Source organism: Citrobacter sp. Awk 2, from assembly GCF_028069815.1.
GTDB lineage: Bacteria > Pseudomonadota > Gammaproteobacteria > Enterobacterales > Enterobacteriaceae > Citrobacter.
Genome location: NZ_JANEWL010000006.1, coordinates 24,825 through 47,236, shown reverse-complemented (window position 1 = coordinate 47,236; position 22,412 = coordinate 24,825). Strand labels below are relative to the sequence as shown.

Below are 22,412 nucleotides of genomic sequence, written 5' to 3'. Positions count from 1 at the left end.
AGGTGCGTGTGATGCAACAGCAAAAACCGCTGGAAGGCGCGCAGCTCGTCATTATGACGATTGCGCTGTCCCTGGCGACATTCATGCAGGTGCTGGACTCCACCATTGCTAACGTGGCGATCCCCACTATCGCCGGGAACCTCGGCTCTTCACTGAGCCAGGGAACCTGGGTGATCACCTCATTCGGGGTGGCGAATGCTATCTCTATTCCGATCACCGGCTGGCTGGCAAAACGCGTTGGCGAAGTACGACTATTCATGTGGTCAACTATCGCCTTCGTCATTGCGTCATGGGCATGTGGGATGTCCACCAGCCTGAATATGCTGATTTTCTTCCGCGTCATTCAGGGTATTGTCGCCGGTCCGTTAATCCCGCTATCGCAAAGCCTGTTACTGAATAACTATCCTCCCGCCAAACGCTCCATTGCCCTCGCGCTCTGGTCGATGACGGTGATTGTTGCCCCGATCTGTGGCCCCATTCTTGGGGGCTATATCAGCGACAACTATCACTGGGGCTGGATATTTTTCATCAACGTGCCAATCGGTGCTGTAGTGGTATTGATGACGCTGCAAACGCTGCGCGGTCGGGAAACCAAAACCGAGCAGCGGCGTATCGACGCCATTGGTCTGGCGCTGCTGGTCATTGGTATCGGCAGTTTGCAGATTATGCTCGACCGCGGCAAAGAATTGGACTGGTTCGCCTCACAGGAAATTATCATCCTGACGGTTGTCGCCGTGGTGGCAATCAGCTTCCTCATCGTCTGGGAGCTTACCGACGAGCACCCCATTGTCGATCTCTCGCTGTTTAAGTCGCGTAACTTTACCATCGGCTGTCTGTGTATCAGTCTGGCCTATATGCTCTACTTCGGCGCAATCGTCCTGTTGCCGCAGTTATTGCAGGAGGTGTACGGATATACGGCAACCTGGGCAGGTCTGGCGTCTGCACCGGTTGGGGTGATTCCAGTAATTCTGTCGCCGATTATCGGCCGTTTCGCACACAAGCTGGATATGCGTCGGCTGGTCACGTTCAGCTTCATCATGTATGCAGTCTGTTTCTACTGGCGTGCGTGGACGTTCGAGCCCGGTATGGATTTTGGTGCATCGGCCTGGCCGCAGTTTATTCAGGGGTTCGCGGTGGCTTGCTTCTTTATGCCACTGACCACCATCACGCTATCGGGTTTACCGCCTGAACGTATGGCGGCAGCATCGAGCCTGTCTAACTTTACGCGAACACTGGCGGGTTCTATTGGTACATCGATCACCACAACGATGTGGACTAGCCGTGAGTCGCTGCACCATGCGCAACTGACGGAGTCAGTAAACCCTTATAACCCTAATGCGCAGGCTATGTATAACCAGCTGCAGGGATTAGGGATGACCAAAGAACAGGCATCCGGCTGGCTGGCGCAGCAAATCACCAACCAAGGGCTGATTATTTCTGCTAATGAAATCTTCTGGATGTCTGCAGGGATCTTCCTCGTGCTACTCGGCCTGGTGTGGTTTGCCAAACCGCCATTCGGTGCAGGCAGTGGCGGCGGCGGCGCGCATTGATCAAAAAAGCCAGTTCAGATGAACTGGCTTTTTTATGCCTGACATTTGGTGACCCGATAGCACGATGCTTAGCAGGCCCGCCCAGACTAGATATGCAGTTCCTGCAATTTTTCTTTCGGCAGTGCCAGCTCTTCATTACTGTTAACGCGGACATCACGTTCCAGAATATGACGAGCAATATCCTGCGCTTCGCTGAGCGAGTGCATCTGATACGTACCGCACTGGTAGACGTTCAGTTCCGGGATCTGATTCTGATCCTGCACTTTCAACACGTCTGCCATTGCCGCTTTCCAGGCATCAGCTACACGTTGTTCATCCGGCGTTCCAATCAGGCTCATGTAGAAGCCGGTACGGCAACCCATTGGCGAAATATCAATAATCTCGACACCGTTACCATTCAGGTGGTTACGCATAAAACCAGCAAACAGGTGTTCCAGCGTATGAATACCTTTCTCAGGCATCACTTCTTTGTTCGGAATGCAGAAACGCAGATCAAACACGGTGATAGCGTCGCCATGCGGGGTGTTCATCGTTTTTGCAACCCGGACTGCAGGAGCTTCCATCCGGGTGTGATCGACAGTAAAACTATCTAACAACGGCATTTAGCCACCTCCGATAAATTTTTTTAAAATATTCTGAACTCTTTGTTCCGGGGCGAGTCTGAGTATATGAAAGACGCGCATTTGTTATCATCATCCCTGTTTTCAGAGATGAAATTTTGGCCACTCCCGAGTGGCCTTTTTCTTTTGTATCAGGCGTGCTTTTCCAGCCACACACCAAACGGCTCAGTATCTGCCGCTTCAATCTCCTGCTGACGGCGCTTGGAAGCCGCACTTTCAGCAATAAATTCTTCTTCCGGCAGCAGTTCCAATGGCTCTTCGCGCAACAGGTTACGGTAGGCTTCACCCAACGCTTTACCCGTGCCGCCAATACCTGTATCAATCATAGACCGCAGGATACGCGCTGAGAATGTCAGCTCAGGATTATCAAAGCAGGCAACCAGTTCGTCACAGACTTTTTGATATTCCTCTCCCCCGTGAATGCTGTCCAGCGTTTGTGCCACACGTTTCAGATCACGGAACAGATCTTTACCCACTTTAGGCAGCGGGAACTGAGCCGTTTCACAACCAATACCTAACGTCAGACCTGGCTTGCGCCCTTCCAGAATAACGCGATTCCAGTTAGTACGCGTACACAGCAGCTCGTCGCTACTCATTTCCGGCGCATCTGCCAGAACACACCAAACCATGAACAAATCGAGGAAGCGCACCTGCTGTTCATCTACGCCGATTGGCGAGAATGGGTTGATATCGAGTGAACGCACTTCGATGTACTCAATGCCGCCGCGTAGAAGTGCATCAGATGGCGTTTCACCGCTGCGAGTCACGCGTTTCGGACGAATTGGCGCATACAGTTCATTTTCGATTTGCAAAACGTTGCTGTTGATTTGCAGGCGCTTACCGTCTTTCTCAAGACCGATCGCCGCGTATTCTTCTGAAGGCGTTTTAATCGCGCGCTTCAATCCTGCCACATACTCATGCAAATCGTTAAACGTAATTCCGAGATTGCTTTGCGACTTATTGGTATAACCCAGGTCACTCAGACGCAGCGACGTGGCATAAGGCAGGTAATACATACCACAATCGGTTTTTTCAAACGGCAGCGTTGTCGGCTTTCCTTGCAGGAAGGAGGAACAAATTGCGGGTGAGGCACCAAACAGATACGGGATCACCCAACCGAAACGGTAGTAGTTGCGGATCAGACGGAAATACCCTGCTGACACTTTTTCTTTAACGTCTTCATCACTATCTGTTACGCCACATTTCGCCTGCCAGAAAGCCATCGGCAGCGAGAAGTTGTAGTGTACGCCGGAGATAGTCTGCATCAACGCGCCGTAACGGTTTTTGAGGCCTTCACGGTAAAGGGTTTTCAGACGACCGATATTCGAAGTACCGTACTGCGCCAGCTCGATATCCTGACCTTCAGCAATATAGCAAGGCATGCTCAGTGGCCACATACGCTCATCGCCAAGATTCCTGGCGGTATAGCGATGCAGATCGCGCATGAACGTGAGCATTTTGTGAATGTCATCGCCCGGTGGAGTAATAAACTCCAGCAGCGTTTCGGCAAAGTCGGTGGTTATCCATTTATGCGTTAGCGCTGAGCCTAACACTTCAGGATGGCCTGTAGTTGCCAATGAACCATCAGCATTAACACGCAGCGTTTCGCGCTCGAGCCCGCGTTGAATCCCCTCTAACGCATGAGGATGTTTTTCCAGCCAGGCCAGCGCCTGTGATACGTCCGGGATCAAATTGACCTCCCGCCTGTCAAAATCGTTTTAATTAGCATAATGGTATTGGTCACCCTGAAGGTTATTCCACAACACAATTAGTGCCACCACATAATGCCTTGCGTCGTAACCGCCGCGACCACAACATAGCGCAGCGCTTTGCCAAGACATAAAAAAAAGATCACCGGGCCCCACGAGATGCGCATCCATCCCGCTAACAAGCACAGTAAATCACCCACAACCGGCATCCAGCTTAATAATAGTGTGACTGCGCCATAGCGCTTCAGCCAGCCAGTGGCTTTCTCTTGCCAGCGCGATGTTTTACGCAACGGAAAGAAACGCCCAAGGATAACGTTAGTTAACCCTCCAAGGCTATTACCCATTGTTGCTGTTAAAACTAAGACCCAGGGATGACTCGCTCCAGAAACCAGTAAGGCAACTAAAACAACTTCAGAATTTCCAGGTAATAGCGTGGCGCTGAGAAAGCTGCTGGCAAACAGTGAGAGGAGCGACAGTCCATCACTCACAGTAACCGAACATCCACAACATCCATTCCTGCCGCACGCGCTGCCTGCAACCCAAAATCGGCATCTTCAAACACAACGCAGCGAGCCGGAACGACGCCCATACGCTCAGCACATAACAAGAAAGTATCTGGAGCCGGTTTATGGCGTTGTACGTGATCGGCCGCCACCACAGCATCAAAATAGCGATGCAGCCCAAGGTGAGTGAGCAGAGCTTCTGCAATGGCACTTTCGCTCCCAGTGCCAACTGACATAGGACGGCGACCATACCAGGCTTTCACAACATCGACCAACGGTAAAGGCTGGACGCTATCCAGCAGCATGCTTTTAACCTTATCGGTTTTTTCACGCGCCAGTGCATGGGGATCAAGATCGGCATGGTTCAGTTCAATCACCGATTGGGCAATACGCCACGTTGGGGAACCGTTGAGAGCGACCATAGCCTGCTCATCAAAACGTAGCCCATAACGTCCTAATACCTCATGCCACGCTTTACGGTGCGTAGGCTCGGTATCCAGGATGGTACCATCCATATCAAAAATTAAACCTGCATAACGTTCGTACATCGTCTTCTCACAAGCCGATTAACCAGACGTTATTTTATCGTAATTGATTGATTTTGTCGCTGACAGCGAATTGAGGATTGTTCAGGGAAGATAAGGAAATAATTCAGGAGAAGATGGTGCATCCGGGAGGATGACTCAGTTACCCTCGCCCTGCGGGCCGTTGCTGAAGCAACGTTATCCTCCCTGGTGCTGGCGATTATCTCGCAGACCATGAAACAACACGTTAGCTGTTATCTCGGAGAAGATGGTGCATCCGGGAGGATTCGAACCTCCGACCGCTCGGTTCGTAGCCGAGTACTCTATCCAGCTGAGCTACGGATGCATCGGGAATTGCTGATTTACAACTAAGACTGCAGAGAAGATGGTGCATCCGGGAGGATTCGAACCTCCGACCGCTCGGTTCGTAGCCGAGTACTCTATCCAGCTGAGCTACGGATGCATCGGGGACTGCTGATTTACAACTAATACTGCGGAGTATATGGTGCATCCGGGAGGATTCGAACCTCCGACCGCTCGGTTCGTAGCCGAGTACTCTATCCAGCTGAGCTACGGATGCATCAGGGAAACTTACTTTACTGCAGATTTGATGTCGCTGCTAAAGCGCTATCAATTTTCCGTAACAACGCTTATACGCTATTACAGATAAAATGGTGCATCCGGGAGGATTCGAACCTCCGACCGCTCGGTTCGTAGCCGAGTACTCTATCCAGCTGAGCTACGGATGCAAATGGCGGTGAGGCGGGGATTCGAACCCCGGATGCAGCTTTTGACCGCATACTCCCTTAGCAGGGGAGCGCCTTCAGCCTCTCGGCCACCTCACCAACACGCCTCTTACGAGTGCTCCGAAGAACTTGTTTCTGCTCATCGTCGCTGCGTGGCGCACATATTACTTTCTGGGACTTATAAGTCAAACAATTTTTCCAGAGCTTTTATCGTTTGCACATTTCACGCGCAATTAGTCTGCAAAAACGGCAAAAAGAGTGTTTTATCAACAGATAAATCGGCGTTATACGGAGACAATGTACGAACAGAAAAATCATCGGAGAAGACAATAACAGCATCACAGCAGAGAAAACGACGTGAAATGACAAGAATCAGAGAGAAGTCAGAGCAGTATAGAAAGAGATAAGAGCGCAATGAGGCGGTAAAAAGTAAGAAAAGAGAATGCTCTATCAGGTTGCGCCTCACCAGGGAGGTGAGACGCGAAAACCTTAGTAACTGGACTGCTGGGATTTTTCAGCCTGGATACGCTGGTAGATCTCTTCACGATGGACAGAAACTTCTTTCGGGGCGTTGACGCCAATGCGCACCTGGTTGCCCTTCACCCCTAAAACTGTCACGGTGACCTCATCGCCTATCATGAGGGTCTCACCAACTCGACGAGTCAGAATCAGCATTCTTTGCTCCTTGAAAGATTAAAAGAGTCGGGTCTCTCTGTATCCCGGCATTATCCATCATATAACGCCAAAAAGTAAGCGATGACAAACACCTAAGTGTAAGCAGTCACGGCATCACATTCTGTTAAACCTAAGTTTAGCCGATATACACAACTTCAACCTGACTTTATCGTTGTCGACAGCGTTGATGCAAACGCTGCGGATTGAAGTCCGCAGCGTCGACTTACGCTTATAATTTTTACAGTTTTGCGCTAACCCAGCCTTTCACACTGGCTAACGCTGCCGGCAGAGCCGCAGCATCCGTACCACCGGCTTGCGCCATGTCCGGACGACCACCACCCTTGCCGCCTACCTGCTGAGCGACCATCCCAATCAGTTCCCCTGCTTTCACGCGGTCTGTCACATCCTTAGACACGCCCGCAATCAGAGAAACCTTACCTTCAGCAACTGTTGCCAGTACAACAACAGTAGAACCCAGCTGATTTTTCAGATCATCAACCATGGTACGCAGCATTTTCGGTTCAACGTCCGCAAGCTCGCTGACCAACAGCTTCACGCCGTTGATATCAACTGCTTTGCTGGAAAGGTTCGCACTTTCCTGCGCTGCGGCCTGTTCCTTCAATTGCTGCAATTCTTTTTCGAGCTGACGCGTACGTTCCAGTACGGAACGAACTTTATCACCGATATTCTGGCTATCACCTTTCAGCAGCTGCGCAATATCGCTTAAGCGATCGCTTTCAGCATGCACGGTATTCAGAGCACCTTCACCGGTCACGGCTTCGATACGACGAACGCCCGCAGCGGTACCAGACTCGGAGATAATACGGAACAGACCGATATCGCCCGTACGGCTGGCGTGAGTACCACCACACAGTTCGGTAGAGAAATCACCCATGCTCAGAACGCGCACGTGGTCATCGTATTTCTCACCAAACAGCGCCATTGCGCCTTTGGCTTTCGCTGCTTCGAGATCCATGATGTTCGTTTCAATCGGCAGGTTGCGACGAATTTGCGCATTCACCAGATCTTCAACAGCACGAATTTCAGCAGGTTTCATCGCTTCGGTATGCGAGAAGTCGAAACGCAGCACTTTATCGTTGACCAGTGAACCTTTCTGCGCCACATGCGTGCCCAGAACCTGACGCAACGCGGCGTGCATCAGGTGCGTTGCAGAGTGATTGAGACGGATCCGCGCACGACGCGCTTCATCCACATCAGCCTGCACCGCATCGCCCACTTTCAGAGAACCCGCAGACAGCTTGCCAATATGACCAATTGCCTGACCATATTTTTGCGTGTCGTTCACGGCAAAGGCAAAACCGGCGCCTTTCAGTTCACCTTTATCGCCAACCTGGCCACCGGATTCGGCATAGAACGGCGTCTGGTCCAGAACAACGACAGCGTCCTGACCGGCGTTAATGGCATCTACCGCTTTACCATCAACAAACAGCGCGGTCACTTTACCGTTCAGTTCCAGGTTCTCATAGCCTTTAAATTCAGAGGCACCATCAACACGAATCATCGCATTGTAGTCTGCGCCAAAACCGCTGGCTTCACGCGCACGACGGCGCTGTTCTTCCATTGCGGCCTCAAAGCCAGCTTCATCAACCTTAATGTTGCGCTCGCGGCAAACGTCTGCCGTCAGGTCAACCGGGAAACCGTAAGTGTCATACAGGCGGAATGCTGTTTCGCCGTCCAGCGTATCGCCAGACAGTTTCGCCAGCTCTTCATCCAGCAGTGCCAGCCCACGTTCCAGCGTACGCGCAAACTGCTCTTCTTCGGTTTTCAGAACCTGCTCAACCATGGTTTGTTGACGCTTCAGTTCTTCACCCGCAGAGCCCATGACCTCCACCAGCGGACCAACCAGCTTGTAGAAGAAGGTATCTTTTGCGCCCAGCATGTTGCCATGACGTACCGCGCGACGAATGATACGGCGCAGCACATAGCCACGGTTTTCATTCGACGGGACAACGCCATCGGCAATCAGGAATGCGCAGGAACGAATATGGTCGGCGATAACGCGCAGTGATTTATTACTCAGATCGGTCGCACCGGTCACTTTCGCCACGGCTTCGATCAGTGAGCGGAACAGGTCGATTTCGTAGTTGGAGTTAACGTGTTGCAGCACGGCCGCAATACGCTCCAGACCCATACCGGTGTCTACGGACGGCTTCGGCAGCGGTTCCATGGTACCGTCGGCTTGACGGTTGAACTGCATGAAGACGATGTTCCAGATCTCAATGTAGCGATCGCCATCTTCTTCTGCACTTCCCGGAGGGCCACCCCAAATGTGGTCACCGTGATCGTAGAAAATCTCGGTGCACGGACCGCAAGGACCGGTATCACCCATCTGCCAGAAGTTGTCGGATGCATAAGCAGCGCCTTTGTTATCACCAATACGGATGATACGTTCGCGCGGAATACCGACTTCTTTTTCCCAGATTTCATAGGCTTCATCGTCAGTTTCATAGACGGTGACCCACAGACGCTCTTTCGGCAGAGCAAACCAGTTTTCACCGGTCAGCAGTTCCCATGCGTATTGAATGGCATCGTGTTTGAAGTAGTCGCCGAAGCTGAAGTTGCCCAGCATTTCGAAGAAGGTGTGGTGACGTGCAGTGTAACCGACGTTTTCCAGATCGTTGTGCTTACCGCCCGCGCGTACGCAACGCTGCGAAGTGGTTGCGCGGGAATAATTACGCTTGTCGAGGCCAAGGAATACATCCTTGAACTGGTTCATCCCGGCGTTGGTAAACAACAAAGTAGGGTCATTGTTGGGTACCAGGGAGCTGCTGGCAACTACCTGATGTCCTTTACTATGGAAAAAATCGAGAAACGCCTGACGGATCTCAGCGGTGCTCTTGCTCATAATTATCCTGAAGAAATCAAGCTAACGAAATGTCATTACCAGCATCGGCATGCAAACTGCGCCTCTGGCAATCGAAAAGTGGGAATAAGATAAGTTTTCTTTACTGGGAAGTAAAATCCCGTATGCGCTCAATCGTCAAAATTTCGCCATATTGCCTGAATATCTTCCATCAGATAGCCGCGATAGAGTAAAAAACGCTGGACCTTAACCTTTTCTGAAAAATCGACAGGTAAGGGGTCGCCATATTTTCTGATTGCCTGCTCCCGCGCAAGCAGCGCCCAGTCAATTTCACATTCCCGCATTGCCCGCTCAATGGCCTCACGCGCGATCCCTTTCTGACCTAATTCCTGGCGCACACGCGCTGGCCCATAACCTTTACGGCTACGGCTGGCGATGAATTGCTGAACAAATCGGTCATCATCAAGATAACGGCTTTCAATACACCAGGCGACAACCTTGTCGTAATCCTCCGGCGTGGCATCAATTTCTTCTGGTCCATTTTTCCCCATCACCGGGGCAGCCAGTTTACGCCGCAGTTCCTGCTCACTGTGGTCGCGCATCGCAAGTATTCGCACCGCGCGGTCAAGTAATCGGGAGTAAGCAGAGCGGCGGGAAGTTGAATCTGTCATATTGAGCCTTCAGAAATGGAAAAGGGCTGCATGATATGCAGCCCTTTTATATGCGATTACATCAGACTATCAGAAATCTTCGTTGGTTTCTGCTACATCTTGACCACTGTCATCAACGGAGAAATCTGGCGTTGAATCCTGGTTATTGAGCAGTAACTCGCGTAATTTTTTCTCAATTTCTTTTGCGGCAGCCGGGTTTTCTTTCAGCCAGTTGGTGGCATTCGCTTTACCCTGACCAATTTTGTCACCGTTGTAGCTATACCATGCGCCCGCTTTTTCAATCAGCTTCTCTTTCACGCCCAGGTCAACCAGTTCGCCGTAGAAGTTGATACCTTCGCCGTAAAGAATCTGGAATTCAGCCTGTTTAAACGGTGCTGCAATTTTGTTTTTCACGACCTTAACGCGGGTTTCGCTACCGACCACGTTATCGCCCTCTTTCACCGCGCCAATACGACGGATATCCAGACGGACGGAGGCGTAAAATTTCAGAGCGTTACCACCGGTAGTCGTTTCCGGGTTACCGAACATAACACCAATTTTCATACGGATCTGGTTGATGAAAATCAGCAATGTGTTGGACTGCTTCAGGTTACCCGCCAGCTTACGCATTGCCTGGCTCATCATACGTGCCGCAAGGCCCATATGAGAGTCACCGATCTCACCTTCGATTTCAGCCTTCGGCGTCAGTGCAGCAACGGAGTCAACAACGATAACGTCGACTGCGCCAGAACGCGCCAGTGCGTCACAGATTTCCAGAGCTTGTTCACCCGTATCCGGCTGAGAACACAGCAGGTTATCGATATCAACGCCAAGCTTACGCGCATAGACAGGATCCAACGCGTGTTCTGCATCGATGAATGCACAGGTTTTACCTTCGCGCTGTGCGGCAGCAATAACTTGCAGCGTCAGCGTTGTTTTACCGGAGGATTCAGGCCCATAAATTTCGACGATGCGTCCCATCGGCAAACCGCCCGCGCCCAATGCGATATCCAGAGAAAGCGAACCGGTAGAGATGGTTTCCACGTCCATGGAACGGTCTTCACCCAGGCGCATGATGGAGCCTTTACCGAATTGCTTTTCGATCTGACCCAGCGCTGCCGCCAACGCTTTCTGTTTGTTTTCGTCGATAGCCATTAATTACTCCTGTCATGCCGCTTTCGGATTAAACCGCGAAACGTGAAAGATAATGTTCTGTTGTGGCAATTATACTGTATGCTCATACAGTATCAAGTATTTTGTAGAAATTGTTGCCACAGGGTTTGTAACGCATACGCGGTCGCCTGACGACGTACCGACTCACGGTCACCGTTGAAGCATTCCCGTCGGGTAATCCCCTCACCGCTGACGCTGGCAAAGGCAAACCACACCGTACCCACAGGTTTGTCTTCACTACCGCCATCGGGTCCTGCGATACCGCTAATTGAGACGGCGAAGTCTGCACGGGCGGCTTTTAGCGCGCCAATCGCCATTTCAACGACCACCGGTTCACTCACCGCCCCATGCTGCGCCAGCGTTTCTTCGCGCACGCCGATCATCTGCGCTTTGGCTTGGTTGCTGTAAGTGACAAACCCGCGCTCAAACCAGGCTGAGCTACCGGCAATATCGGTAATGGCTTTTGCCACCCAACCGCCGGTGCAGGATTCCGCTGTTGTCACCGTTGCTCCGCGTGCTTTTAACGCCAGCCCCACCTGCTCACTTAACTGCATCAGTTCACTGTCGGTCATTTCAGCCTCTGTCAGTTAAAAAAATATGCCGGACAAGATAGCACTTTCACAATCAAGATGGGGATGAGGAGAACGTTTTACGAGGGGGATTCCAAAAATTGATCCGTTACCTAAATAAGACCTGCCGGGTAGCGATGCCAGCGCATCTTATCCGGCCTACAAGCGAAATCTTCCTGTAGGCCGGTAACACGCGATTACTGCACGCGAGCCAGCGCTACCGCCTGCCCCAACTGCCAAACCGCCATCGCGTAATGCGTGCTGTGGTTATAGCGGGTGATGGTGTAGAAGTTCGGCAGTCCATACCAGTACTGGTAGCCGGTGCCAACATCCAGACGCAGCAGGCTAGCCTGCTGATGATTCCCCAACGACTGCTGCGGTGTCAGGCCAGCCGCGGCAAGCTGAGAAATGCTGTATTGGGTTTTAAAGCCATTCGCAAGACCCGGTGCCTGTCCATTTGCAGGTACTGCCACGGTATCGCCTTTCACCCAGCCGTGCCCTTTGAAATAGTTTGCCACGCTGCCGATAGCATCGACGGGGTCCCACAGGTTAATGTGCCCATCACCATTGAAATCAACGGCATATTGTTTATAGGAGGATGGCATAAACTGACCGTAACCCATCGCACCAGCAAAGGAACCTTTTAGATCGAGCGGATCATCACTTTCATCTCGCGCCATCAGCAGGAAGGTTTCCAGCTCGCCAGAGAAGTATTCCGCACGGCGCGGATAGTTGAAGGAAAGCGTCGCCAGCGCATCCAGAATACGCGTTTTGCCCATCACGCGGCCCCAGCGCGTTTCAACGCCGATAATGCCGACGATAATTTCTGGTGGTACTCCGTATACCTGCCACGCGCGGTTCAGCGCATCTTCATATTGATTCCAGAACGCCACACCATTTTGCACGTTGTCCGGGGTGATGAACTGCTTGCGATAGCGCAGCCATGCGCCATTAGGTCCGGCTGGCGGCTGCGTTGTGGGTGCCTGGCGGTCCATCAGACGCAATACTGAGTCCAGCCGCTTAGCCTGCGACAGGATTTCCTGCAATTGCTGACGGTCAAAACCATGCTTATTCACCATTTTCTCGATGAACTGCTGTGCATTCGGATTATTGGCGAAATCACCGCTTGTTTGCATGACGTTGTGCTGTGGCTCAAGCAGGAAGCCGCCGGATGGCGCACCCGTAGTCGTTTGAGTCTCTGAAGGTTTGGGTTTGCTGCTACAGGCAGCGAGCAGTACGAAAAGGGGGAGTAACGCTACATAACGACGCTTGAACATGAGACATCCATTAAACAAATTCAGCCTGGGGGAAGTATGGTAAAGCATCCTCCGTCATACAAGGAAGCGGTAGTCGCTCTCCTTCACAGAATTTACATCCCCTTTCATCTCCGACCCGCACATTTGCGAGCACTCACGCAATAACTTTCAAATTAAAATATTTATCTTTCATTTTGAGATCAAAATAACACTTTTAAACCTTTCGATCTGATTAAAATTAATTACCGTTTGGCAAGGTAACTAAAATCCCTACAGGAGAGAATAATGATCGACACCATCACACTCGGTGCTGAGTGGTTTATCGGGCTGTTCCAGAAAGGCGGAGAAGTGTTTACCGGCATGGTGACCGGTATTCTTCCACTGCTGATTAGCCTGCTGGTCATCATGAATGCGCTGATTAACTTTATTGGCCAGCAGCGTATTGAACGTTTTGCCCAGCGTTGTGCCGGGAACCCATTGTCCCGCTATCTGCTGCTGCCGTGCATCGGCACATTCGTTTTTTGTAACCCCATGACCCTGAGCCTGGGCCGTTTTATGCCAGAGAAATATAAGCCCAGCTATTACGCAGCAGCGTCCTATAGCTGCCACTCAATGAACGGCTTGTTCCCACACATTAACCCCGGAGAGTTGTTTGTCTATCTGGGGATCGCCAGCGGCTTGACGACGCTGGGCCTCCCGCTTGGCCCGCTCGCCGTGAGCTATTTACTGGTCGGTCTGGTCACCAACTTCTTCCGTGGCTGGGTGACCGATTTCACCACCGCCATTTTTGAGAAAAAAATGGGCATTCAACTTGAGCAGAAAGTGCATCTGGCGGGAGCAACATCATGACACGTATTCGTATTGAAAAAGGCACAGGCGGCTGGGGTGGCCCACTCGAACTGGACGCCATTTCAGGAAAGAAAATTGTCTATATCACTGCCGGGACACGCCCTGCAATTGTCGACAAACTGGCCAGCTTGACCGGCTGGCAGGCCGTTGATGGCTTCAAAGAAGGTGAACCACCCGAGAATGAAATCGGTGTTGCAATCATCGACTGCGGCGGCACGTTGCGCTGCGGGATCTATCCGAAACGTCGTATACCGACGGTAAATATTCACGCGACCGGGAAATCCGGCCCACTGGCACAATACATTGTTGAAGATATCTATGTCTCTGGCGTGAAAGAAGAAAATATCACCGTTGTCGGTGAAACATCTGCTACGCCGCAGCCTGCAAGCAGCACTATTGGTCGCGATTACGACACCAGCAAAAAGATTACCGAACAAAGTGATGGCCTGCTGGCAAAAGTCGGTATGGGCATGGGTTCCGCCGTTGCGGTGCTGTTCCAGTCCGGACGCGACACGATTGATACCGTACTGAAAACCATTCTGCCGTTTATGGCGTTCGTCTCAGCACTGATTGGCATCATTATGGCTTCCGGTTTAGGTGACTGGATAGCCCATGGTCTTGCGCCGCTGGCCAGCCATCCTCTGGGATTGGTGACCCTGGCGCTAATTTGCTCATTCCCATTGCTATCGCCTTTCCTCGGCCCTGGCGCGGTAATTGCACAAGTTATCGGCGTACTGATCGGTGTACAGATTGGTCTGGGAAATATCCCGCCGCATCTGGCACTACCTGCCCTGTTTGCCATTAACGCCCAGGCAGCGTGCGATTTTATCCCGGTAGGCCTGTCGCTGGCCGAAGCCCGTCAGGACACCGTGCGCGTCGGTGTGCCATCTGTTCTGGTAAGCCGCTTCCTCACCGGTGCGCCTACCGTTCTCATCGCCTGGTTTGTTTCCGGCTTTATTTACCAATAAGAGGCACTCAGAAATGACCGTGATTTATCAGACCACCATCACCCGTATCGGCCAAAGCGCAGCAGATGCACTTTGCGACCAGATGCTGATTACCTTTCGTGAAGGCGCCCCTGCCGATATCGAAGAGTTTTGCTTCATTCATTGCCATGGCGTGCTGAACGGTTCTCTGCAAGCTGGTATCCGTTTCGAACTGGGCCAGCATCACTACCCGGTTACGGCTGTCGGCAGCGTGGCAGAACAAAACTTACGTGAACTCGGACATATCACCCTGCGCTTCGACGGACTAAGCGAAGCGGAATTTCCCGGCACCGTGCACATAGCGGGGCCCGTACCGGACGATATCGCACCGGGCTGTATTTTGAAGTTTGTTGCTTAAGATTGAAGGAGAAAAAAATGAATCAGGTAGCCGTTGTCATTGGTGGAGGCCAGACCCTGGGAGCATTCCTTTGCCGTGGGCTTGCGACAGAAGGATACCGCGTTGCGGTCGTCGATATTCAAAGCGATAAAGCGGCGAATGTGGCACAGGAAATTAACGCCGAGTTCGGTGAAGGTACCGCTTACGGTTTTGGTGCAGATGCCACCAGCGAACAGAGCGTGCTGGCGCTGTCTCGCGGAGTCGATGAAATATTCGGTCGCGTTGACCTGCTGGTTTACAGCGCGGGCATTGCCAAAGCGGCATTTATCAGCGACTTTCAGTTGGGGGATTTCGACCGTTCACTTCAGGTGAATCTGGTCGGCTATTTCCTCTGTGCACGTGAATTCTCGCGCCTGATGATCCGTGATGGCGTGCAGGGCCGCATTATCCAAATCAACTCCAAATCGGGGAAAGTGGGTAGCAAGCATAACTCGGGTTACAGCGCGGCGAAATTTGGCGGCGTGGGCTTAACGCAATCGCTGGCACTGGACCTGGCGGAATACGGCATTACGGTGCACTCATTGATGCTGGGTAACCTGCTGAAATCCCCAATGTTCCAGTCATTATTACCGCAATATGCCACTAAACTTGGCCTCAAGCCGGACGAAGTGGAGCAGTACTACATTGATAAAGTGCCACTCAAGCGCGGCTGCGATTATCAGGACGTACTGAATATGCTGCTGTTTTACGCCAGTCCAAAAGCGTCTTACTGCACCGGGCAGTCCATCAACGTGACCGGCGGCCAGGTGATGTTTTAAGAGGTATGATTGCCCGGTGGCGCTGCGCTTACCGGGCCTACACGCAGTAGGCCGGATAAGGCGCAGCCGCCATCCGGCGAAATCAAAGGAGCACATTATGGTTTCCGCACTGATTACCGTCGCCGCCATTGCGTGGTGTCTGCAACTGGCATTGGGAGGCTGGCAAATATCCCGTTTTAATCGGGCTTTCGATAAGCTCTGCCAGCGGGGTCGGGTCGGCGTGGGTCGCTCCGGTGGGCGTTTTAAACCCCGTGTTGTGGTCGCTATCGCACTGGATGAGCAACAGCGGGTTGCTGATACGTTATTTATGAAAGGTCTTACCGTTTTTGCAAGACCTGGCAAAATTGCCACAATTATGGGCAAACATCTTGATGAATTACAGCCTGATGTGATCTTTCCCCATGATCCGCTTTCGCAGAATGCACTATCATTGGCGCTTAAACTGAAACATGGGTAATTTCGTTGTGAATGCTAATAGCTTGCGAAATTATCATTTTGCAACTTATTAAGTCAGGGTAATCACGCCTATGAAACCTCGTCAGCGTCAGGCTGCCATACTGGAGCACTTGCAAAAGCAGGGAAAATGCTCGGTTGAAGAACTGGCCCACTACTTTGACACCACCGGTACGACCATTCGTAAGGATCTGGTCACTCTGGAAAATGCCGGAACCGTCATTCGCACCTATGGCGGCGTAGTATTGAATAAAGACGAATCTGACCCGCCAATCGATCACAAGACGCTGATCAACACGCATAAAAAAGAGCAAATAGCCGAAGCCGCCGTTCGCTTTATTCACGATGGCGACTCCATTATTCTGGATGCAGGCAGTACGGTGCTGCAGATGGTGCCGATGCTCAGCCGCTTTAGCAACATCACCGTCATGACCAACAGCCTGCACATTGTTAATGCGCTTTCGGAGCTGGACAACGAGCAAACCATCCTGATGCCCGGCGGGACATTCCGTAAAAAATCTGCGTCATTTCACGGACAGCTGGCAGAAAATGCCTTTGAGCAGTTCAGCTTTGATAAACTCTTCATGGGCACCGACGGCATCGATCTCAATGCCGGCGTAACCACATTTAATGAGGTGTTTAGCGTCAGTAAAGCGATGTGCAATGCCGCTCGCGAAGTCATTCTGATGGCTGACTCGTCAAAATTTGGGCGCAAAAGTCCCAATGTTGTGTGCAGTCTGGAAAGCGTCGACAAATTGATTACCGATGCGGGTATTAACCCTGCGTTTCGTCAGGCGCTGGAAGCAAAAGGGATTGAAGTGATTATAACCGGAGAGACCAATGAGTGATGCACTACTGAACGCGGGCCGTCAGACGTTAATGCTGGAATTACAGGAAGCCAGTCGACTGCCAGAGCGACTGGGCGATGATTTTGTTCGGGCCGCCAATACTATCATCCACTGTGAAGGCAAAGTGATTGTTTCCGGGATTGGCAAGTCAGGCCATATTGGCAAAAAAATCGCGGCAACCCTCGCCAGTACCGGCACGCCCGCCTTTTTTGTGCATCCGGCAGAAGCGCTGCACGGCGACTTAGGAATGATTGAAAGTCGCGATGTCATGCTGTTTATCTCCTACTCTGGCGGGGCTAAGGAGCTGGATCTCATCATTCCACGCCTGGAAGACAAATCCGTCACCCTGCTGGCAATGACCGGAAAACCAACTTCGCCACTGGGCCTGGCAGCCAAAGCGGTGTTGGATATTTCAGTAGAGCGTGAAGCCTGCCCGATGCGCCTGGCGCCAACCTCCAGCACCGTCAACACGCTGATGATGGGCGATGCGCTGGCGATAGCCGTGATGCAGGCTCGTGGGTTTAACGAAGAAGATTTTGCCCGTTCCCATCCGGCCGGTGCGCTGGGCGCACGTCTGTTAAATAAAGTGCATCACCTGATGCGCCGTGACGATGCTGTACCACAGGTAACGCTCACTACCAGCGTCATGGATGCCATGCTGGAACTGAGTCGCACAGGTCTGGGCCTGGTAGCGGTCTGCGACGATCAATCGCTGGTGAAAGGTGTCTTTACCGACGGAGACCTGCGCCGTTGGCTGGTCGGCGGTGGCGCACTTACGACTCAGGTAAGCGAAGCGATGACCCATAATGGCGTCACGCTGCAGGCGCAGAGCCGAGCGATTGATGCCAAGGAAGTCCTGATGAAGCGCAAAATCACCGCAGCGCCGGTGGTGGATGAAAACGGTAAACTCACCGGCGCTATCAACCTGCAGGATTTCTATCAGGCAGGGATTATTTAATCCTTAAGTCCAAGACGCTTCGCCAGCCGGTGCAGGTTGGCGACGTCTGTTTCCAGCGCCCGCGCACTTGCCGCCCAACTGTGATTATTCTGCGCCAGTGCCCGGCGAATCATCTCCCGTTGGAAAGATTCTGTTGCCTCACGCAGGTTCTGATGCAGCGGAACCTCGGGAAGAACCTCCGGCGGCGGGACGGAACTGTCATCCTGTAAAGCAAAATGCTGCGCTTCCAGAACCACTTCATCCCCTGCCCTTGTCGCCCTTGCCAGCACCACGGCGCGGTGAATAGCATGTTCCAGTTCACGAACGTTTCCCGGCCAGCCGTAGTTCAACAAATGGCTACGCGCACCGCCACTTAACACCACGCGGGAAAGTCCCAGTCGCAGCCGACATTGCTCGCAAAAATATCCCGCCAGCAAAACAACGTCCTCACCGCGTTCGCGCAGTGGTGGCACAGAAAGAGGAAAGACGCTCAGGCGATGAAACAAATCCGCGCGGAAATTCCCGGCCAGCACCTCTTCACGCAAATCGCGGTTGGTTGCTGCCAGCACGCGTACGTCAACGCGCAGACTGCGATCGTCCCCCACGCGCTGAATATCCCCGTACTGCAATACGCGCAGCAACTTGGCCTGTAGCGCCAGCGACAATTCACCTATCTCATCCAGAAACAGCGTACCGTTGTCCGCCATTTCAAATTTCCCGCTACGGTTGCTGATAGCCCCGGTAAACGCCCCTTTGACGTGACCAAACAGCTCGCTTTCTGCCACGCTTTCCGGCAACGCTGCGCAGTTCAGATACACCAGTGGATTTACCGCACGCGGCGAACCTTCGTGGATGGCCTTCGCCACCAGCTCTTTCCCGGTTCCCGTCTCACCGCTGATCAAAACATTGAGATCGGAGCCCGCAACAATCTCGATCTCTTTTTTCAGTTGCATCATATTGGGCGACAGGCCAATCATTTGCGTTTCTTTCACCTGCTCGAAGGCCGTTGACGAGCCTGGCAGCATGTTCTGGCTTTCCAGTTGCTCAATCAGCAGCGCATTACTGAGCGCGCCCGCCGCCAGCGCAGCAATCAGCCTAAGCTCTTCATCACTGAACACATCGAACTGATCGGGTTCCATGCCATCCAGCGTGAGCGCCCCGATCAGACTTTGTCCGGCAAACAGCGGCAATCCGATACAGGCATGCACCTTCAGGCTCTCCTGACCGGGGATCAACCCATCATAAGGATCGGGCAAATCGCTGTCGGCGGGGAAACGCACCACATCCCCGGCACGGGCAATCGCCTCCAGCCGTGGGTGCCCCTCCAGCGTAAAGCGCCTGCCGAGAACATCCTGCGTCAGTCCATCGATCGCCAGCGGAATAAATTGTCGGGATTCATAGCGCAACAATGCCGACGCATCGCACTCCAGCACCTGACGTAACGTCGTGATCAGGCGTTGAAAACGGTCCTGATGCCCAATACCGCTTTGTAATTCAATGGCGATGCCCGCCAGCACGTCTACAGAAAAGCTCATGACCACCTCATTGTCATTTTGACAATTCATATTGTCATATTGACAATGAAATGAATAGTCATTTTGACTACCACCTTGTAGGCAATAAATATTAAATCGTTATAAATCAAATAAATAAAAAGTTGGCACGCAACCTGCAATAAGCAAAACATCTTTTTTAGAAAAACGCGAAATTAATTACTGAGGTTGCTATGTCTATTCTGGTTAAAAATAACATTCATTGGGTTGGCCAACGTGACTGGGAAGTTCGTGATTTCCACGGAACCGAATACAAAACGCTGCGCGGCAGCAGCTACAACAGCTATCTTATCCGTGAAGAAAAAAATGTCCTGATCGATACAGTAGACCACAAGTTTAGCCGTGAATTCGTCCAGAACCTGCGCAGTGAAATCGACCTGGCAGATATCGATTACATCATCATTAACCATGCGGAAGAAGACCACGCCGGGGCGCTGACCGAGCTGATGTCCTGCATCCCGGATACCCCGATTTACTGCACAGCCAACGCCATTGACTCCATCAACGGTCACCACCATCACCCGGAATGGAACTTTAACGTGGTGAAAACCGGTGACTCGCTGGACATTGGTAACGGCAAACAGCTGATCTTCGTGGAAACACCGATGCTGCACTGGCCGGACAGCATGATGACCTACATGACCGGTGATGCGGTACTGTTCAGTAACGACGCCTTTGGCCAGCACTATTGTGATGAACGCTTATTCAACGACGAAGTGGATCAGACGGAGTTATTCGAACAGTGTCAGCGCTACTACGCCAATATCCTGACGCCGTTCAGCCGTCTGGTCACACCGAAAATCACCGAGATCCTCGGCTTCAACTTGCCGGTCGACATGATTGCCACTTCCCACGGTGTGGTATGGCGCGACAACCCGACACAAATCGTGGAGATGTACCTGAAATGGGCGGCGGATTACCAGGAAGACCGCATCACCATTTTCTACGACACCATGTCGAACAACACCCGCATGATGGCCGATGCGATTGCCCAGGGCATCAACGAAGTGGACCCGAACGTCGCGGTGAAAATCTTCAACGTTGCCCGCAGCGATAAAAACGAAGTACTGACTAACGTCTTCCGCTCTAAAGGCGTGCTGGTAGGGACTTCGACCATGAATAACGTGATGATGCCGAAAATCGCGGGTCTGGTGGAAGAAATGACCGGCCTACGTTTTCGTAACAAACGCGCCAGCGCCTTCGGTTCACATGGCTGGAGTGGCGGTGCGGTAGACCGTTTGTCCACTCGCCTGCAGGATGCGGGTTTTGAAATGTCACTGAGCCTGAAAGCAAAATGGCGTCCAGACCAGGATGCGCTGGAACTGTGCCGCCAGCACGGTCGAGAAATTGCACGTCAGTGGGCACTTGCTCCGCTGCCGGAAACCCAGGTGAAAACCGTCGCCCAGGAAGAAGCCTGCGCCTGTGCCGCTGCGGCTGCCGCGGACCTCGGCCCGAGCATGCAGTGCAGCGTTTGCCAGTGGATCTACGATCCAGCAAAAGGTGAGCCGCTGCAGGATGTCGCACCGGGTACACCATGGAGCGACGTGCCGGACAACTTCCTGTGCCCGGAATGTTCATTAGGTAAAGACGTCTTCGACGTACTGGCAACGGAGGCAAAATGAGCCGCGGAATTGTCATTATTGGTTCGGGCTTTGCCGCCCGCCAGTTAGTCAAAAATATCCGTAAACAGGATGCAACGGTTCCGTTGACCCTGATTGCCGCTGACAGCATGGATGAGTATAACAAGCCCGATCTCAGCCACGTGATCAGTCAGGCGCAGCGCGCAGACGACCTCACCCGCCAGTCGGCGGGGGAGTTTGCCGAACAGTTTAACTTACGCCTGTTTCCGCATACCTGGGTTACTGATATCGACGCGGATGCTCACGTGGTGAAAAGCCAGGAGCAGCAGTGGGAGTACGACAAGCTGGTACTGGCAACGGGTGCATCGGCTTTTGTGCCACCTGTTTCCGGGCGTGAGTTAATGCTTACTCTGAATAGCCAGCAAGAGTACCGCGCTTGTGAAACACAGCTGCGTGACGCCCAGCGGGTACTGATTGTCGGCGGTGGCTTGATTGGCAGCGAACTGGCGATGGATTTCTGTCGTGCCGGCAAAGCGGTGACGCTTATCGATAACGCCGCCAGCATTCTGGCCTCGTTAATGCCGCCGGAAGTCAGCAGCCGTTTGCAGCACCGTCTGACCGATATGGGTGTGCATCTGCTGTTGAAATCGCAACTGCAGGGTCTGGAGAAAACCAGCACGGGTATCCGCGCCACGCTCGATCGTCACCGTAGTGTCGACGTTGATGCGGTAATCGCCGCAACCGGTCTGCGTCCGGAAACCGCACTGGCGCGTCGCGCTGGATTGAACATCAATCGGGGCGTTTGCGTCGACAGCTACCTGCAAACCAGTCATCCGGACATTTATGCTCTCGGCGACTGTGCGGAGATTAACGGTCAGGTGCTCCCGTTCCTGCAGCCGATTCAGCTGAGCGCCATGTATCTGGCGAAAAACCTGCTCGGCGGCAATGCGCCATTGAAACTGCCCGCCATGCTGGTAAAAGTCAAAACGCCGGAACTGCCGTTACACCTGGCAGGGGAAACCCAGCGTCGCGATCTGAACTGGCATATTGCCGCCGAAGCGCAAGGGATGGTCGCCAGAGGGATGAATGACGAAGGCCAACTGTGTGCGTTTGTCGTGAGTGAAGACCGGATGAAAGAAGCCTTCGCGCTGCTGAAAACGTTGCCCGTGTAAATCTGTGATGCCGGATGGCGGCTACGCCTTATCCGACCTACAACCTTATCCAGCAACGCGGCTACTGATTTATTAACCTC

At 52.5% G+C, this 22,412-nt stretch carries 21 protein-coding genes and 5 tRNA genes; 10 read left to right on the top strand and 16 right to left on the bottom strand.

Translation table 11 applies throughout. The features are described 5' to 3' along the window. Positions 1–11: 11 nt before the first annotated feature. Complete coding sequence (gene emrB, locus NNO02_RS03070; RefSeq protein ID WP_061068443.1) at positions 12–1,550, top strand: multidrug efflux MFS transporter permease subunit EmrB; 1,539 nt, start codon at positions 12–14, stop codon at positions 1,548–1,550. 86 nt (positions 1,551–1,636) lie between these two features. Here emrB and luxS read toward each other — a convergent pair whose 3' ends face one another. From luxS to mltB, 15 genes are all read right to left on the bottom strand, one after another. Continuing rightward, positions 1,637–2,152 (bottom strand): S-ribosylhomocysteine lyase, encoded by a 516-nt coding sequence (gene luxS / locus NNO02_RS03065; RefSeq protein ID WP_003037312.1) that lies wholly within the window; start codon positions 2,150–2,152, stop codon positions 1,637–1,639. A 149-nt stretch (positions 2,153–2,301) separates the two neighbouring features. Then, the gene (gene gshA, locus NNO02_RS03060; RefSeq protein ID WP_271454182.1) at positions 2,302–3,861 is read right to left on the bottom strand and encodes a glutamate--cysteine ligase; all 1,560 of its coding nucleotides are present in this window, start codon (positions 3,859–3,861) and stop codon (positions 2,302–2,304) included. A gap of 77 nt (positions 3,862–3,938) precedes the next feature. Then, a complete protein-coding gene (locus tag NNO02_RS03055) occupies positions 3,939–4,367 on the bottom strand; it encodes a YqaA family protein (RefSeq protein ID WP_271441824.1) in 429 nt (142 codons plus the stop codon). Further along, on the bottom strand, positions 4,364–4,930 hold the full coding sequence (yqaB, locus tag NNO02_RS03050; protein WP_271454181.1) for a fructose-1-phosphate/6-phosphogluconate phosphatase: 567 nt from the start codon (positions 4,928–4,930) through the stop codon (positions 4,364–4,366). The genes NNO02_RS03055 and yqaB overlap by 4 nt, the downstream gene beginning before the upstream one ends. Positions 4,931–5,175: 245 nt before the next feature. Beyond that, positions 5,176–5,252, bottom strand: a tRNA-Arg gene (locus NNO02_RS03045). A gap of 40 nt (positions 5,253–5,292) precedes the next feature. Further along, a tRNA-Arg gene (locus NNO02_RS03040) sits at positions 5,293–5,369 on the bottom strand. A gap of 40 nt (positions 5,370–5,409) precedes the next feature. Next, a tRNA-Arg gene (locus NNO02_RS03035) sits at positions 5,410–5,486 on the bottom strand. A 92-nt stretch (positions 5,487–5,578) separates the two neighbouring features. After that, positions 5,579–5,655: transfer RNA gene (locus NNO02_RS03030), tRNA-Arg, on the bottom strand. A 3-nt stretch (positions 5,656–5,658) separates the two neighbouring features. Then, positions 5,659–5,751, bottom strand: a tRNA-Ser gene (locus tag NNO02_RS03025). 390 nt (positions 5,752–6,141) lie between these two features. Beyond that, positions 6,142–6,327 (bottom strand): carbon storage regulator CsrA, encoded by a 186-nt coding sequence (gene csrA, locus NNO02_RS03020; protein ID WP_000906486.1) that lies wholly within the window; start codon positions 6,325–6,327, stop codon positions 6,142–6,144. A 238-nt stretch (positions 6,328–6,565) separates the two neighbouring features. After that, on the bottom strand, positions 6,566–9,193 hold the full coding sequence (alaS, locus tag NNO02_RS03015; protein WP_271454180.1) for an alanine--tRNA ligase: 2,628 nt from the start codon (positions 9,191–9,193) through the stop codon (positions 6,566–6,568). 128 nt (positions 9,194–9,321) lie between these two features. Continuing rightward, a complete protein-coding gene (recX, locus tag NNO02_RS03010; RefSeq protein ID WP_271454179.1) occupies positions 9,322–9,822 on the bottom strand; it encodes a recombination regulator RecX in 501 nt (166 codons plus the stop codon). A gap of 69 nt (positions 9,823–9,891) precedes the next feature. After that, on the bottom strand, positions 9,892–10,956 hold the full coding sequence (gene recA, locus NNO02_RS03005) for a recombinase RecA (RefSeq protein ID WP_137382790.1): 1,065 nt from the start codon (positions 10,954–10,956) through the stop codon (positions 9,892–9,894). A gap of 92 nt (positions 10,957–11,048) precedes the next feature. Continuing rightward, a complete protein-coding gene (gene pncC / locus NNO02_RS03000; RefSeq protein ID WP_271449800.1) occupies positions 11,049–11,546 on the bottom strand; it encodes a nicotinamide-nucleotide amidase in 498 nt (165 codons plus the stop codon). 194 nt (positions 11,547–11,740) lie between these two features. Then, a complete protein-coding gene (mltB, locus tag NNO02_RS02995) occupies positions 11,741–12,820 on the bottom strand; it encodes a lytic murein transglycosylase B (RefSeq protein ID WP_271441819.1) in 1,080 nt (359 codons plus the stop codon). A 264-nt stretch (positions 12,821–13,084) separates the two neighbouring features. Between mltB and srlA the strand changes: the two genes are divergently transcribed. The 7 genes from srlA to gutQ all read left to right on the top strand — a co-directional run bounded on the left by srlA (position 13,085) and on the right by gutQ (position 18,048). Further along, positions 13,085–13,648, top strand: coding sequence for a PTS glucitol/sorbitol transporter subunit IIC (srlA, locus tag NNO02_RS02990; protein WP_003825953.1), 564 nt, complete (start codon positions 13,085–13,087; stop codon positions 13,646–13,648). Beyond that, positions 13,645–14,616, top strand: coding sequence for a PTS glucitol/sorbitol transporter subunit IIB (gene srlE / locus NNO02_RS02985; protein WP_271441817.1), 972 nt, complete (start codon positions 13,645–13,647; stop codon positions 14,614–14,616). Before srlA ends, srlE begins: the two co-directional genes overlap by 4 nt. A 13-nt stretch (positions 14,617–14,629) precedes the next feature. Beyond that, positions 14,630–14,992, top strand: coding sequence for a PTS glucitol/sorbitol transporter subunit IIA (srlB, locus tag NNO02_RS02980; RefSeq protein ID WP_271441816.1), 363 nt, complete (start codon positions 14,630–14,632; stop codon positions 14,990–14,992). Positions 14,993–15,009: 17 nt separating this feature from the next. Continuing rightward, positions 15,010–15,789, top strand: coding sequence for a sorbitol-6-phosphate dehydrogenase (gene srlD, locus NNO02_RS02975; protein WP_003037345.1), 780 nt, complete (start codon positions 15,010–15,012; stop codon positions 15,787–15,789). Positions 15,790–15,886: 97 nt separating this feature from the next. Continuing rightward, positions 15,887–16,246, top strand: a complete 360-nt coding sequence (gene gutM / locus NNO02_RS02970; RefSeq protein WP_137382785.1) for a transcriptional regulator GutM — start codon at positions 15,887–15,889, stop codon at positions 16,244–16,246. Between the two features lie 70 nt (positions 16,247–16,316). Beyond that, positions 16,317–17,090, top strand: a complete 774-nt coding sequence (gene srlR, locus NNO02_RS02965; protein WP_137382784.1) for a glucitol operon DNA-binding transcriptional repressor SrlR — start codon at positions 16,317–16,319, stop codon at positions 17,088–17,090. After that, positions 17,083–18,048: an arabinose-5-phosphate isomerase GutQ gene (gene gutQ / locus NNO02_RS02960; protein WP_137382783.1), complete on the top strand. Its 966-nt coding sequence runs from the start codon at positions 17,083–17,085 to the stop codon at positions 18,046–18,048. The genes srlR and gutQ overlap by 8 nt, the downstream gene beginning before the upstream one ends. Here the strand turns inward: gutQ and norR are convergent. Continuing rightward, positions 18,045–19,562, bottom strand: coding sequence for a nitric oxide reductase transcriptional regulator NorR (gene norR, locus NNO02_RS02955; RefSeq protein ID WP_271454178.1), 1,518 nt, complete (start codon positions 19,560–19,562; stop codon positions 18,045–18,047). The genes gutQ and norR overlap by 4 nt on opposite strands. Positions 19,563–19,753: 191 nt before the next feature. Between norR and norV the strand changes: the two genes are divergently transcribed. Beyond that, a complete protein-coding gene (gene norV / locus NNO02_RS02950; protein WP_271454177.1) occupies positions 19,754–21,202 on the top strand; it encodes an anaerobic nitric oxide reductase flavorubredoxin in 1,449 nt (482 codons plus the stop codon). Beyond that, complete coding sequence (norW, locus tag NNO02_RS02945) at positions 21,199–22,332, top strand: NADH:flavorubredoxin reductase NorW (RefSeq protein WP_271454176.1); 1,134 nt, start codon at positions 21,199–21,201, stop codon at positions 22,330–22,332. The genes norV and norW overlap by 4 nt, the downstream gene beginning before the upstream one ends. The last annotated feature ends 80 nt before the right edge of the window (positions 22,333–22,412 follow it).

What these genes read in the sequence shown, in the direction of transcription:
- emrB (WP_061068443.1), top strand. Translation starts at nt 12, where the DNA reads ATGCAACAGCAAAAACCGCTGGAAGGCGCGCAGCTCGTCATTATGACG.
- luxS (WP_003037312.1), bottom strand. Translation starts at nt 2,152, where the DNA reads ATGCCGTTGTTAGATAGTTTTACTGTCGATCACACCCGGATGGAAGCT.
- yqaB (WP_271454181.1), bottom strand. Translation starts at nt 4,930, where the DNA reads ATGTACGAACGTTATGCAGGTTTAATTTTTGATATGGATGGTACCATC.
- csrA (WP_000906486.1), bottom strand. Translation starts at nt 6,327, where the DNA reads ATGCTGATTCTGACTCGTCGAGTTGGTGAGACCCTCATGATAGGCGAT.
- alaS (WP_271454180.1), bottom strand. Translation starts at nt 9,193, where the DNA reads ATGAGCAAGAGCACCGCTGAGATCCGTCAGGCGTTTCTCGATTTTTTC.
- recX (WP_271454179.1), bottom strand. Translation starts at nt 9,822, where the DNA reads ATGACAGATTCAACTTCCCGCCGCTCTGCTTACTCCCGATTACTTGAC.
- recA (WP_137382790.1), bottom strand. Translation starts at nt 10,956, where the DNA reads ATGGCTATCGACGAAAACAAACAGAAAGCGTTGGCGGCAGCGCTGGGT.
- pncC (WP_271449800.1), bottom strand. Translation starts at nt 11,546, where the DNA reads ATGACCGACAGTGAACTGATGCAGTTAAGTGAGCAGGTGGGGCTGGCG.
- mltB (WP_271441819.1), bottom strand. Translation starts at nt 12,820, where the DNA reads ATGTTCAAGCGTCGTTATGTAGCGTTACTCCCCCTTTTCGTACTGCTC.
- srlA (WP_003825953.1), top strand. Translation starts at nt 13,085, where the DNA reads ATGATCGACACCATCACACTCGGTGCTGAGTGGTTTATCGGGCTGTTC.
- srlE (WP_271441817.1), top strand. Translation starts at nt 13,645, where the DNA reads ATGACACGTATTCGTATTGAAAAAGGCACAGGCGGCTGGGGTGGCCCA.
- srlB (WP_271441816.1), top strand. Translation starts at nt 14,630, where the DNA reads ATGACCGTGATTTATCAGACCACCATCACCCGTATCGGCCAAAGCGCA.
- srlD (WP_003037345.1), top strand. Translation starts at nt 15,010, where the DNA reads ATGAATCAGGTAGCCGTTGTCATTGGTGGAGGCCAGACCCTGGGAGCA.
- gutM (WP_137382785.1), top strand. Translation starts at nt 15,887, where the DNA reads ATGGTTTCCGCACTGATTACCGTCGCCGCCATTGCGTGGTGTCTGCAA.
- srlR (WP_137382784.1), top strand. Translation starts at nt 16,317, where the DNA reads ATGAAACCTCGTCAGCGTCAGGCTGCCATACTGGAGCACTTGCAAAAG.
- gutQ (WP_137382783.1), top strand. Translation starts at nt 17,083, where the DNA reads ATGAGTGATGCACTACTGAACGCGGGCCGTCAGACGTTAATGCTGGAA.
- norR (WP_271454178.1), bottom strand. Translation starts at nt 19,562, where the DNA reads ATGAGCTTTTCTGTAGACGTGCTGGCGGGCATCGCCATTGAATTACAA.
- norV (WP_271454177.1), top strand. Translation starts at nt 19,754, where the DNA reads ATGTCTATTCTGGTTAAAAATAACATTCATTGGGTTGGCCAACGTGAC.
- norW (WP_271454176.1), top strand. Translation starts at nt 21,199, where the DNA reads ATGAGCCGCGGAATTGTCATTATTGGTTCGGGCTTTGCCGCCCGCCAG.